Origin of the sequence: Streptomyces sp. NBC_00885 (assembly GCF_045207475.1) — a bacterium.
Taxonomy (GTDB): Bacteria; Actinomycetota; Actinomycetes; order Streptomycetales; family Streptomycetaceae; genus Streptomyces.
Genome location: NZ_CP108796.1, coordinates 4,498,711 through 4,511,497, shown reverse-complemented (window position 1 = coordinate 4,511,497; position 12,787 = coordinate 4,498,711). Strand labels below are relative to the sequence as shown.

The 12,787-nt window shown below is 70.5% G+C and carries 10 protein-coding genes; 8 read left to right on the top strand and 2 right to left on the bottom strand.

The genetic code is table 11. The features are described from left to right. Positions 1–20: 20 nt before the first annotated feature. The 4 genes from OHA61_RS20475 to OHA61_RS20460 all read left to right on the top strand — a co-directional run bounded on the left by OHA61_RS20475 (position 21) and on the right by OHA61_RS20460 (position 4,526). Positions 21–1,043, top strand: a complete 1,023-nt coding sequence (locus OHA61_RS20475; RefSeq protein WP_266481037.1) for a LacI family DNA-binding transcriptional regulator — start codon at positions 21–23, stop codon at positions 1,041–1,043. Positions 1,044–1,369: 326 nt separating this feature from the next. Next, positions 1,370–2,353, top strand: a complete 984-nt coding sequence (locus OHA61_RS20470; protein WP_406304236.1) for a S1C family serine protease — start codon at positions 1,370–1,372, stop codon at positions 2,351–2,353. Between the two features lie 20 nt (positions 2,354–2,373). Beyond that, positions 2,374–3,096, top strand: coding sequence for a response regulator transcription factor (locus OHA61_RS20465; protein WP_406304235.1), 723 nt, complete (start codon positions 2,374–2,376; stop codon positions 3,094–3,096). Beyond that, positions 3,093–4,526, top strand: coding sequence for a sensor histidine kinase (locus OHA61_RS20460; protein ID WP_406304234.1), 1,434 nt, complete (start codon positions 3,093–3,095; stop codon positions 4,524–4,526). Before OHA61_RS20465 ends, OHA61_RS20460 begins: the two co-directional genes overlap by 4 nt. A gap of 3 nt (positions 4,527–4,529) precedes the next feature. On the opposite strand, the gene OHA61_RS20455 is transcribed toward OHA61_RS20460, so the two are convergent. Both OHA61_RS20455 and OHA61_RS20450 read right to left on the bottom strand, forming a co-directional pair. Further along, positions 4,530–5,399, bottom strand: a complete 870-nt coding sequence (locus OHA61_RS20455) for a phosphatidylinositol-specific phospholipase C domain-containing protein (protein ID WP_406304233.1) — start codon at positions 5,397–5,399, stop codon at positions 4,530–4,532. A 195-nt stretch (positions 5,400–5,594) separates the two neighbouring features. Next, positions 5,595–7,400 (bottom strand): bifunctional metallophosphatase/5'-nucleotidase, encoded by a 1,806-nt coding sequence (locus OHA61_RS20450; protein WP_406304232.1) that lies wholly within the window; start codon positions 7,398–7,400, stop codon positions 5,595–5,597. A 196-nt stretch (positions 7,401–7,596) separates the two neighbouring features. Here OHA61_RS20450 and mshD point away from each other — a divergent pair, with 196 nt between their 5' ends. The 4 genes from mshD to OHA61_RS20430 all read left to right on the top strand — a co-directional run bounded on the left by mshD (position 7,597) and on the right by OHA61_RS20430 (position 12,716). After that, positions 7,597–8,520 carry a mycothiol synthase gene (gene mshD, locus OHA61_RS20445; RefSeq protein WP_406304231.1) on the top strand — a complete coding sequence of 308 codons (924 nt, stop codon included), beginning with the start codon at positions 7,597–7,599 and terminating at the stop codon, positions 8,518–8,520. Between the two features lie 390 nt (positions 8,521–8,910). After that, positions 8,911–11,139, top strand: a complete 2,229-nt coding sequence (locus OHA61_RS20440) for an RNA degradosome polyphosphate kinase (protein ID WP_406304230.1) — start codon at positions 8,911–8,913, stop codon at positions 11,137–11,139. Beyond that, positions 11,126–12,223, top strand: a complete 1,098-nt coding sequence (locus tag OHA61_RS20435; protein WP_406304229.1) for a CHAD domain-containing protein — start codon at positions 11,126–11,128, stop codon at positions 12,221–12,223. Before OHA61_RS20440 ends, OHA61_RS20435 begins: the two co-directional genes overlap by 14 nt. 64 nt (positions 12,224–12,287) lie before the next feature. Continuing rightward, entirely contained in the window at positions 12,288–12,716 is a 429-nt protein-coding gene (locus OHA61_RS20430) for an NUDIX hydrolase (RefSeq protein ID WP_406304228.1), read from the top strand. Positions 12,717–12,787: the final 71 nt, after the last annotated feature.

Here is a 12,787-nt window from a genome sequence, read left to right as displayed (position 1 = left end):
CCCCGCGTAGACTGCCGCGCGTGGCCAAGGTGACGCGGGACGATGTGGCGCGACTGGCGGGGACTTCGACCGCGGTCGTCAGCTACGTCATCAACAACGGACCCCGGCCGGTCGCCCCGGCCACGCGCGAGCGGGTACTCGCCGCGATCAAAGAGCTGGGCTACCGGCCCGACCGGGTCGCCCAGGCGATGGCATCGCGGCGGACCGACCTCATAGGCATGATCGTTCCGGACGCGCGGCAGCCGTTCTTCGCCGAGATGGCGCATGCGGTGGAACAGGCCGCGGCCGAGCGCGGAAAAATGGTCCTCGTCGGGAACTCCGACTACCGCGACGAGCGCGAGGTCCACTATCTGCGGGCCTTCCTCGGGATGCGGGTCTCCGGGCTGATCCTGGTCAGCCAGGGCCCCAGCGAACGGGCAGCGGCCGAGATCGAGGCCTGGGACGCGCGGGTCGTGCTTCTGCACGAGCGGCCCGAGGCGATCGACGACGTCGCTGTTGTGACCGACGACATCGGCGGCGCGCAGCTCGCGACCCGGCATCTGCTGGAGCACGGGCACGAGTACGTCGCCTGCCTCGGCGGCATCGAGAACACCCCGGCGGTCGGCGACCCGGTCGCGGACCACGTCGAGGGCTGGCGGCGGGCGATGCTGGAGTCCGGCCGGCCCGTCGAGGGCCGGTTGTTTCAGGCCCCCTACAACCGCTACGACGCGTATCTCGTCGCCCTCAAGCTGCTCGCCGGGCCGGACAGGCCGCCGGCGATCTTCTGCTCGACGGACGACCAGGCGATCGGTGTACTGCGGGCGGCGCGGGAGCTGCGGATAGACGTCCCGGGCGAGCTGGCGGTCGCGGGCTTCGACGACGTCAAGGAGGCGGCGCTCACGGACCCGCCGCTGACGACGGTCTCCTCGGACCGCCCGGCGATGGCACGGGCGGCGGTGGACCTGGTGCTGGACGACGGCCTTCGGGTGGTGGGGTCGCGCCGGGAGAGGGTGAAGCAGTTCCCGTCGGGATTGGTGATCCGGCGGTCGTGCGGGTGCGTGTAGGGCTCGCGCGGGGGTTCGGGGTGCGGGCGATTCTGTCCCCCACCCCGCCCCTTCCCTGAACTGGGGGCCTGCCCCCAGCCCCCCTGCGGGGGGGGAGGTCCATGTGGGGGCTGACGCCCCCACACCCCCGACGCGGCAGCTTCGCGCCGCGGAACGGTTCGCCCCCGCGATGCCACCCACTGGGCAGCAACCACGAGCCCCGGGGCGCGGGCTTGAGAGGTCCCGGGTGTGCCGGTGCCGAACCTTTGCGTCGGGCATACACAGATCTGTCGGGCTTCTCAGCGCACCCTCAGGCTGCTCTCATCTACGGGACCGACAGTAGCGCCATGACGGACAACTACAGCTACCCGCAGCAGCCCCAGCCGCCGCAGCACCAGCCGTACGACGCGGGCGTCTACCCCCCGCCCCCGTCCCATCAGCCCGCGCCCCCGCCCCCGCGGGCCAAGGCCAAGCGGCCCGTCGCGCTCATCGCCGCCGTCGCCATCGCCGCCGCGGTCATCGGCGGCGGCGCCTCCGCGCTCGTGCAGCAGCTCACCGACAGCAACACCGGCAGCAGCGGCTCCGCCGTGCCCGGCACCACCGTCGCCCAGAGCAACAAGGGCACCGTCGCCTCAGTCGCCCAGGCCGTCTCTCCGAGCATCGTGGAGATCAACGCGACCTCCAGCGCCGGGCAGTCCACCGGATCCGGCGTGATCATCACCGCCGACGGCGAGATCATCACCAACAACCACGTCATCGCCGGGGCCGACTCCGTGAAGGCGCGGCTCAGCACCGGCAGGACGTACACCGCCAAGGTCGTCGGCACCGACCCCGGCAAGGATCTGGCCCTGATCAAGCTGGAGGGCGCGAGCGGGCTCAAGGCCGCCGCACTCGGCGACTCCAGCAAGGTCGCCGTCGGCGACGAGGTCGTGGCGATCGGCTCGCCCGAGGGCCTGACCGGCACCGTCACCAGCGGAATCGTCTCCGCCCTGAACCGCGACGTGACCGTCGCGAAGGAGCAGGACCCCGGTCAGCAGCAGAACCCCCGTCAGGGCTGGCCCTTCGAGTTCGGCGGGCAGCAGTTCAACGGCGACACGGGCTCGTCGAAGACGACGTACAAGGCGATCCAGACCGACGCCTCCCTCAACCCCGGCAATTCCGGCGGCGCCCTGATCAACATGAACGGCGAGATCATCGGCATCAACTCCGCCATGTACTCGCCCAGTTCGGCCACCGGCTCCACCGCGGGCAGCGTCGGGCTCGGCTTCGCCATCCCCGTCAACACCGTCAAGGCCGACCTGGACGACCTGCGCTCCGGCGGCAACAGCTGAGCGCGTGCGAGGCTGAAGCCATGACGACCCCCCGCGAAGGCGAACGCATCCTCATCGTCGACGACGAGCCCGCCGTCCGTGAGGCGCTCCAGCGCTCGCTCGCCTTCGAGGGGTACGGGACCGAGGTCGCCGTCGACGGCGTCGAGGCCCTCACGCGGGCGGAGACGTACGCACCGGACCTGATCGTCCTCGACATCCAGATGCCCCGGATGGACGGCCTGACCGCGGCTCGCCGGCTGCGCGCCGCGGGGTCGAAGACGCCGATCCTGATGCTGACCGCGCGGGACACCGTCGGCGACCGGGTGACGGGGCTCGACGCGGGTGCCGACGACTATCTGGTCAAGCCGTTCGAGCTGGACGAGTTGTTCGCCCGGATCCGCGCGCTGCTGCGGCGCAGCTCGTACGCGACGACGGCGGGCGCGGCGGACGACGACGACGTGCTGGCCTTCGCCGATCTGCGGATGGACCTGGCGACCCGCGAGGTCCACCGCGGCACGCGCCTGGTGGAGCTGACCCGTACCGAATTCACGCTGCTCGAGATGTTCCTGGCGCATCCGCGTCAGGTGCTGACCCGTGAGCAGATTCTCAAGGCTGTGTGGGGCTTCGACTTCGAGCCCAGTTCGAATTCGCTGGATGTGTATGTGATGTATCTGCGGCGCAAGACGGAGGCGGCCGGGGAGCCGCGCCTGGTCCACACGGTGCGCGGCGTGGGGTACGCGTTGCGGTCGGGCGGCCCGGAGTGATCGGTAGGTTCCGCCGGCTGCCGCTGCGGTCGCGGCTGGCACTGCTCGTGGCCGTCGCCGTTGCGGTGGCGGTCGCCGCCGTCTCCACCGCGTGCTGGTTCGTCGTACGCGGCAAGCTGTACGACGAGATCGACTCCAAGCTGCGCGCCGAGATCTCCGGCATCCAGTTGGGGACCGCCGAGATCGCCGCCGGACTGCGCAGCTGCCCCCACAGCCCGGCCCCCCGCACCGACATGGGGAAGCCCGTCTACTACTACGAGCTCGTCCGCACAGCCGACGACAAGCCGTGCGTCTTCGGCATCTCCGCGGGCACCGTCAAGGTCGACAGCAGCGACCAGGACGTGGCGCGCAGAGCGGACCCGACCATCTGGACCTTCCGCAACGGCACGGACACCGAAGGCAATGATGTCCGCGTGCTCACCGTCGCGGTCATCGCCCAGGGCCCTGGCGGCGGCGTCGTCTCGGACACCGCGCTGCTGATCGGACACCCGCTCAAGCCGACCGAAGGCACCCTCAACGACCTCGCCCTCCTGCTCCTCATCGCCTCCGGCATCGGCGTCGTCGGCGCGGGCCTCGCCGGTCTCTGGGTCGCCCGTACCGGGCTCAAGCCCGTCGACCGGCTCACCGGGGCCGTCGAGCATGTCGCCCGTACCGAGGATCTGACCGTGCGCATCCCGGTCGAGGGAGAGGACGAGATCGCCCGGCTGTCCCGCTCCTTCAACTCGATGACCGCCGCGCTCGCCAGTTCCCGCGACCGGCAGGCGCAGCTGATCGCGGACGCCGGGCACGAGTTGCGTACGCCGCTGACCTCGCTGCGTACGAATATCGAGCTGCTGGCGCGCAGCGACGCGACGGGCCGGGCGATCCCGCCCGCCGACCGGGCCGCGCTGATGGCCTCGGTCAAGGCGCAGATGACGGAACTGGCCGCGCTCATCGGCGACTTGCAGGAGCTCTCGCGGCCCGATGCCGTGGACCGGGGGCCGCTGAAGGTGGTCGCCCTGCACGAGATCGCCCAGGCCGCGCTGGAGCGGGCGCGGCTGCGGGGTCCGGAGCTGAGCTTCGAGGCCGAGCTGGAGCCCTGGTACGTACGGGCGGAGCCGGCCGCGCTGGAGCGGGCGCTGGTCAATGTGCTGGACAACGCGGTGAAGTTCTCGCCGCCGGGCGGGACGGTCGAGGTGGGCCTGCGCCAGGGCGAGCTGACCGTGCGGGACCACGGTCCGGGCATCCCCGACGATGAACTCCCGCATGTCTTCGAGCGGTTCTGGCGCTCGCAGTCGGCCCGCGCGCTGCCCGGCTCGGGGCTCGGGCTCTCGATCGTGGCCCGCACGGTGCAGCAGTCGGGCGGTGAGATCTCACTGGGCCCGGCGGCGGGCGGCGGTACGCGCGCGGTGATCCGGCTGCCGGGGGCGGCGACGCCACCCCCGGCCTAGGACCTAGTTGTGCCGGATGAGTGAATCGACCAGGCCCGAGCGGGTGTTGGGGAAGTCCATCGGCACGATGCCGAGCCCCTTCCAGCCGCTCGCCTCCGAGCCGTTGATGAAGGTGTGAACCCTCGGGTTGAGGTTGTCGGAGTTCCAGCGCGGCGGCAGATACGCGGAGGTGCTGACGAAGTTGATGAACAGCTTTCCGGGCTGCTGGGCCGCCTTGCGGAAGTGCGCCTCGATCTTGGGGTACTTGGCGTTCGGCGCGGCGTTCCAGTCGTCCTGGATGTCGAAGACCGCGCTGTCCCACCACTTGACGCCGGGCAGTCCCCCGTTGTCGGCGATGAGAACGACCTTGCCGCGCGCCTCACCCAGCGACGGCAGCCCGTCGCCGATGCGGAACAGCGGGCGCCAGCCCTTGGTGTCGAGGTAGGTGTCGAAGACGCGGCGGAAGGTCGCGTCGCTCTCCTGCGAGTACTCCTGCTTGACGCGCATGAGGACCGTCTCGGAGGGGTGGGAGCTCAGGAAGTCCCGGCAGGCGATGAGCACATCGCCGAACATCAGGTTCTGGTAGGCCGCGCCGTGGTGGATGGCGAACGAGTCACCGGTGACCCGGCACCGTACGTCCAGAAAGCGGATGCCGCTGTTCAACTGGTCGGCGATGGTGGTGTTCTGGCACTCGGCCCAGAGCCCGCCGAAGCGCGCGCCCGAGTCGTGGGTGCCGGGGATCGTCAGCCGCGCGAGGGCGGTGCTGTCCGCGCTGCCCGACATCCAGTCCTGCGCGGACAGGGTGCGGCGGGGTGCGGCGAAGGCGGGGGGTGCGCCGATGAGTGCGGTGGCGGAGACAGCTGCCGCGCCCACGAGAAAGCTCCGTCGGTCCATGGTCCGGGATTATGGCGGGGTCACGTCAAGAAGCACAGACTCAGGACTGGCCAGTAACCAACGGCTGAATCCGGCCTCATCATCCGTAATCCGGCCTCGTCATCCGTAGTCCGGCCTCGCCGTCAGGCCGTGTCCCCGCATGCCGGTGGGGCGGCAGCCCCGTGGCCCGCCGCCCCACCGTCCCGCCGGGAACCGCTACTTCACAACGGTGATCCGGCCCGTCGCCGGCGGCGCCAGCGGCGCGCTCGCGCTGGAGTGCGCGGCCAGGTAGGCGATGAGGATCTCCAGGTCTGAGGCTCCGACGAGCTTGTTCTTGTGCTCCTTGAACACCGGGAAGCCGTCACCGCCGCCCGCCAGGAACTCGTTCATCGCGACCCGGTAGGTCTTCGCCGGGTCGATCGCCTCGCCGTTCAGCTTGACCGAGGAGTCGACGATCCGGTCGGCGCCGGTCTTCGTCAGATCCAGGGTGTAGGTGAAGCCCTTCGACACCTGGAGGATCTTCGGGGCCGCCTGATTCGCGCCACTGACCTGCTGCTTGAGCGCGGTGATCAGCTGCGCTCCGGTCAGGTCGACGACATTCATCATGTTGGTGAACGGCTGCACGGTGAATGCCTCGCCGTACGTCACCACACCGTCGCCCTCACTGCCGGACGCCTTGTGGACCAGGCCCGCCCGGATGCCGCCCGGGTTCATGAAGGCGATCTGCGCGCCCCCCTTGTCCGCCGCGGCGAGACCCTCCTGCTGCGCGTCCGTGATCAGGTTGCCCAGCGGCTTCTCGACCGCCTCGAAGGGGTTCTCGATGTCGGCGGAGATGTAGCCGACGGGGCGGCTCGCGATCGGCGCGGCCAGATTGTTCCACCGCTGGATCAGCGCCGTCATGTCCTCGGCCTTGGCCACGTCACGGGTGACGACATGGTTCGCGGAGGCCACGGCCGTACGGACGATGTCGCCTGTACGGCGGTCGTAGGTGAGCGTCGTGTCGGTGTAGAGCTTGCCGAACGAGGCGGCCGAGGTGACCGTGCGCGGCTTGCCGGACGGGTCCGGGATGGTGCACGCGTACGCCTGGTGGGTGTGGCCCGTCACCAGGGCGTCGACCTGCGGGCTGATCTTCTTGGCGATGTCGACGATCGGGCCCGAGACACCGTCGCCGGGGCCGGGGCTGTCGCAGTTGTAGTTGTACGAGGTGGACGCGGGCAGGCCGCCCTCGTGGATCAGGGCGACGATCGACTTGACGCCCTTGCGCTCAAGCACCTTGGTGTACTTGTTGATCGTCTCGACCTCGTCGCCGAACTTCAGGCCCTTGACACCCTCGGCGGTGACGACGTTCGGCGTGCCCTCCAGGGTCACCCCGATGAAGCCGATCTTGACCCCGTTCTTCTTCCAGATGAAGTAGGGGTCGAGCAGCGGCTTGCCGGTCTTCTCCTTCGTCACGTTGGCGGCGAGATACGGGAAGTCCGCGCCCCCGAACGTCGTGCCCGACTCGTAGCAGCCGTCGGTCTTGTGACAACCGCCGTTCTGCATCCGGGCGAGCTCGCGGGCGCCCTCGTCGAACTCGTGGTTGCCGACGGAGGTGACGTCGAGGTTCAGCTTGTTCAGCGCCTCGATGGTCGGCTCGTCGTGGAAGAGCCCGGAGAGCAGCGGCGAGGCGCCGATCATGTCGCCCGCGGCGGCGGTGATCGAGTACCGGTTGTCCTTGCGGGCCTCGCGCAGATGCGTGGCGAGGTACTCGACACCGCCCGCGTCGATGGTCTTGGTCGTGCCGTCCGCGTTGGTGTGGGTGACACGCCCGGCCGAGCCGGCGGGCGGCTCCAGGTTTCCGTGCAAGTCGTTGAAGGACAGCAGCTGTACGTCCACGGTGCGGCCGTATCCATGGCCGTGTCCGTGGCCGTGGCCGCTCTCCTGGGCGCCTGCGGGCATCGCGGCGACCAGCGCGCCGACGGTGGTCAGCCCGGCGAGTGCGGCGAGTATGCGGCGGCGGGTCTTGTGCGGTGTCGCTGACATCTGTCCCCTAATCAGTTTCAGCATGGCGTAAGGGAATGCGAGCGGAAGCCTAGAGTCAACGCGCGTAGCGCGACAGGGGTATCCGGGTTACGACCAGATTGCTTTCGCGCCAGATTGGGCGGATCTTCGCACCACGGGTCAAAATGCCGAACCCCGCAGATCCCGCGCCCGCCACCTCCCGCCGTACGCTCGACACATGACCACTGACGCAGTGTTTCCGGAGCCCGGTCGGCAGATCCAGACCGTGGACGAGCTCAGCCCCGAGCAGGCCGAAGCCGTGCTCGGCATGCTCGCCGAAGCCGCCCGCGCCGATGGGATGCAGGCCGTCTCCGAGCAGGGCCGGCTGCAGCTGCGCGGCGGCAAGCGGGAGGGCGTGCGGCATCTGCTGCTCACCGTCGGGGGCGAGCTGGTCGGATACGCACAGCTGGAGGACACCGACCCCGTCGAGGCCCCGGCCGCCGAACTGGTCGTGCACCCCGGGCACCGGGGACGCGGCCACGGGCGGGCGCTGGGCAGCGCGTTGCTGGGTGCCTCCGGCAAGCGGCTGCGGGTGTGGGCGCACGGCGGGAAGTCCGCCGCGCGGCATCTCGCGCAGGTGCTCGGGCTGACCCTCTTCCGCGAACTGCGCCAGCTGCGGCGGCCGTTGGGCCCGCTGGACATTCCCGAGCCGGTGTTCCCGGCCGGCGTGACCGTACGCACCTTCGTGCCCGGGCAGGACGACGCCGCCTGGCTCGCCCTCAACGCCGCGGCCTTCGCTCATCACCCCGAGCAGGGCTCGCTCACCCAGCGGGACCTCGACGACCGCAAGGCCGAACCCTGGTTCGACCCGAAGGGCTTCTTCCTGGCCGAGCGCGCCGGGGAGCTCATCGGCTTCCACTGGACGAAGGTGCACACCGAGGAGCACCTCGGCGAGGTGTACGTCGTCGGCATCCGGCCCGACGCCCAGGGCGGCGGCCTCGGCAAGGCCCTCACCGCGATCGGGCTGCGGCATCTCGCCGCGCAGGGGCTGCCGACCGCGATGCTCTACGTCGACGCGGACAATGCGGCGGCGCTGAGCGTGTACGAACGCCTCGGCTTCACGACGCACGAAGTGGATCTCATGTACCGCACGGAGTCCTGAGGACCGGCACCGCACAGCGGCGCGACCGGGCTACGGCGATCGCGAACGCGGCACGCCGTGCCGTGTTCCCGGTCGCCGGACGGCCCGCCGTGCCTCGTTCTCAATCGCCGGGCGGGCTTGCCACGGCCGCCCGGCGCCAGCATCCTGGCTGCTGCGCAGGCGTCACGGCCGCCGCACCCCGTAACGGGGGCCCGCCGGGCACGGGGAATCGCCCCCGCGAGACCCGCCACGCTTCCCCTCACGTCATGTCGTCGTTACCGGCCATTCAGACGACCTTGCGACCCTCACTCAATGCAGCCCGCTGTGCCCGCATCCCCAAATGGGAAAATTCCCCCCACTCCGGCCCTCTCCGACGCGCCCTTCCTGTCGTCCACGCGGAAGAATGGGTCCATGAGTCAGCAGCCCGCCGAGGTACCGGCCCAGCACCCCCAGCCGTCCGTCGGTTCCATAGCCGCACACCGGCCGCACACCGTCGCGGCCACGGTGTCCGAGCTCGAACCCGACATCGACGCCGACCTCGATGCGTACGAGGAAGATCACGACGGCGAGGGCGCCGAACTGCCCCAGGGGCGGTTCCTCGACCGCGAGCGCAGCTGGCTCGCCTTCAACGAGCGCGTCCTCGAACTCGCCGAGGACCCCGCGACGCCCCTGCTGGAGCGGGCCAACTTCCTCGCGATCTTCGCCTCCAACCTGGACGAGTTCTTCATGGTCCGGGTGGCGGGCCTGAAGCGCCGCATCGCGACGGGTGTCGCCACCCGTTCCGCGTCCGGCCTGCAGCCCCGCGAGGTCCTCGACCTGATCTGGACCCGCTCCCGCGAGCTCATGGCCCGGCACGCCGCCTGCTACCAGCAGGACATCGCCCCGGCGCTCGCCGACGAGTCGATCCACCTAATCCGCTGGCCCGATCTCACCGAGAAGGAGCAGGCGCGCCTGTTCACGCTGTTCCGGCAGCAGATCTTCCCGGTCCTCACCCCACTGGCCGTCGACCCCGCGCACCCCTTCCCGTACATCTCGGGTCTCTCGCTGAACCTCGCGGTCGTCGTACGCAATCCCGTGAGCGGCCACCGCCACTTCGCCCGGGTCAAGGTCCCGCCCCTGCTGTCGCGCTTCCTGGAGGCCTCCCCGCAGCGGTACGTCCCCCTGGAGGACGTCATTGCCGCGCACCTGGAGGAGCTGTTCCCCGGCATGGAGGTGCTCGACCACCACATGTTCCGGGTGACCAGGAACGAGGACCTGGAGGTCGAGGAGGACGACGCCGAGAATCTGCTCCAGGCCCTGGAGAAGGAGCTCATGCGGCGCCGCTTCGGCCCGCCGGTGCGGCTCGAGGTCGAGGAGTCCATCGACCCGTACGTCCTGGACCTGCTCGTCCGTGAGCTGAAGATCTCCGACTCCGAGGTCTACCCGCTGCCCGGACCGCTCGATCTGACCAGCCTCTTCGGCATCGCGTCGCTCGACCGGCCGGAGCTGAAGTACCCGAAGTTCATCGCGGGCACCCACCGGGACCTCGCCGAGGTCGAGTCCGCGTCCGCGCCCGACATATTCATGGCGCTGCGCGAACGCGACGTACTGCTGCACCACCCGTACGACTCGTTCTCGACGTCCGTCCAGGCCTTCCTGGAGCAGGCCGCGGCCGACCCCGACGTGCTGACCATCAAGCAGACGCTGTACCGCACCTCCGGCGAGTCCCCGATCGTCGACGCCCTCATCGACGCCGCCGACTCCGGCAAGCAGGTCCTGGTGCTCGTCGAGATCAAGGCCCGCTTCGACGAGCAGGCCAACATCAAGTGGGCACGCAAGCTGGAAGAGGCCGGCTGCCACGTCGTCTACGGGCTCGTCGGGCTGAAGACCCACTGCAAGCTCTCGCTCGTGGTCCGCCAGGAGGGCGAGACGCTGCGCCGCTACTCACACGTCGGCACCGGCAACTACCACCCCAAGACCGCGAGGCTGTACGAGGACCTGGGGCTGCTGACCGCGGACCCGCAGGTCGGCGCGGACCTCTCCGACCTGTTCAACCGGCTGTCGGGCTACTCCCGCCGCGAGACCTACCGCCGACTGCTCGTCGCCCCCAAGTCCCTGCGCGACGGCCTCATCGCCCGGATCAACAAGGAAGTGGCGCACCACCGCGCCGGGCGCCCCGCCTACGTACGCTTCAAGGTCAACTCGATGGTGGACGAGGCGATCATCGACGCCTGCTACCGGGCGTCCATGGCGGGTGTGCCGGTCGCCATCTGGGTCCGCGGCATCTGCGCGATACGCCCCGGAGTCGCGGGCCTCTCGGAGAACATCCGGGTGCGCTCGATACTCGGGCGCTTCCTCGAGCACTCCCGGATCTTCGCCTTCGGCAACGGCGGCGAGCCCGAAGTGTGGTTCGGCAGCGCCGACATGATGCACCGCAACCTCGACCGCCGTATCGAGGCACTGGTACGGGTCACCGACCCGGCCCACCGCGCGGCCCTCACCCGTCTCCTCGAGACCGGCATGTCCGACACCACGTCCTCCTGGCACCTCGGCCCGGAGGGCACCTGGAACCGGCATTCGACGGACGGGGAAGGCCAGCCGCTGCGGAACGTACAGGAGATGCTCATAGACGCCCGGAGGCGCCGGCGTGCACAGCCCTGATATCTCCCGGCACGACGTGGACGTCGTCCCGGCCGCCGCCCCCGCCCCCGTCACAGCGGGGGACGCGCTGGCCGGGTACCTCCATACGCAGGCGGGCGACTTCCTGCGCAGTCTGCGGATGCACACCGAGAGCGGCGCGGACACCGCGGGCGTGGCACAGGCCGCGGCCGCGCTGCGCCAGGCGTCCCGCCGGATCAGCGGGACGCTGCACACCTTCCGGCCGCTGCTCGACCCCTCCTGGGCGGACGATCTGCGCACCGAACTGGCCTGGCTGTCGGCGACGTTGGCCCAGGAGCACGCCTGCACCTCCAGGCTCGCGCGGCTGCTGGAGGCGCTGTCGCGGCTGTCGGGGGCGAGCCCGCTGCCGACGGCCAGGGGGGAACTGCGCCCGCCCGGCGCCGATGCGGCGACCGCCGCCCCGGAAACCACGGCCGCCGCGCGCCCCACGGGCAGCCTGACCGTGGGCGCCGCCCGGGCAGGCGCGCTGCTGGAGCGGCAGCTGACACTGGCCCGCACCCGCGCCCACTCCGCCGCGCTCCAGGCGCTCGGCTCCTCCCGGTTCCACGCGGTCGCCGACTCCGTCGCCTTACTCGCATCCGAGCTGCCGCTCGGCCCGATGGCCACCGCCCCGGCCACCGAGGCCCTGGCGCTGCCCGCCGAGAACGCCGAGCGGCGGCTGCTCGAAGCCGTGGCCGGTCTGCCGCTGGGCCGGGCCTCGCACCCGTACAACGCCGAGGCCCTGGTCCACGGCCTGGCCACCGCATCGGCCGAAGAGGCCCAGGACTCGCCCTGGCACCAGGTGCGGCTGCTGCTGCGACTGCACCGCTACGCCCAGGAGGTGCTCTACCCACAGGCGGACCCGGTGCTCTGCCACGCGGGCCTGGTCCTGGACCGCCACCGCGACGCCGCCGAGGCCGCAGCGGCCGCCGCGGCCGCGGCCCGTACACCTCGCATCGCCCCGGCCACCGCGTACGCCCTGGGTGTGCTGCACGCCGACCAGCGGCACGAGGTGGAAGCCGCCCGGTTCGCCTTCCAGCAGGTTTGGCAGCGGGCGACGGAGCCGACGCCCGTGACGGCCCCGTGAGAGACACACGGCAACCGATCAGTAAAGCCGCCCGTCAGGGACGGTTTCTACGAGGAGCAGCCGTATGAACAACGACTCGGTGATTCTTGCGGCGGGCTGTGTGCTGTGGCGCCGCTCGTCCTTCGGCGACGGGATCGAGATCGCCCTCGTCCATCGACCGAAATGGGATGACTGGTCCCACCCGAAAGGCAAGCTGAAGCGCGGCGAGGACGCCCGTGCGGGAGCGGTGCGCGAAGTGCTGGAGGAAACCGGCATGACGTGCGACCTGGGACCCGAGCTGCCCACCGCCTGGTACCAGGTCGAGGGCCGCCCCAAGGAGGTCCGCTACTGGGCGGCCGAGGCCACCGGCGGATTGTTCGAGCCGAACCGGGAAGTGGATCGAATGGTGTGGCTGCCACCCGCCGATGCACGCGGCCGCCTGACGCAGGACCGGGACAGGCAGCTCGTCTCCGCGCTCCTCGACACCCTTCATGTGACCAAGGACGGGATCTGACCGACCAGTACGCCGGGCGCACCGTATCCGGGCATGTCACGATATTTGCCATATCCTCATAACAGTTCCAG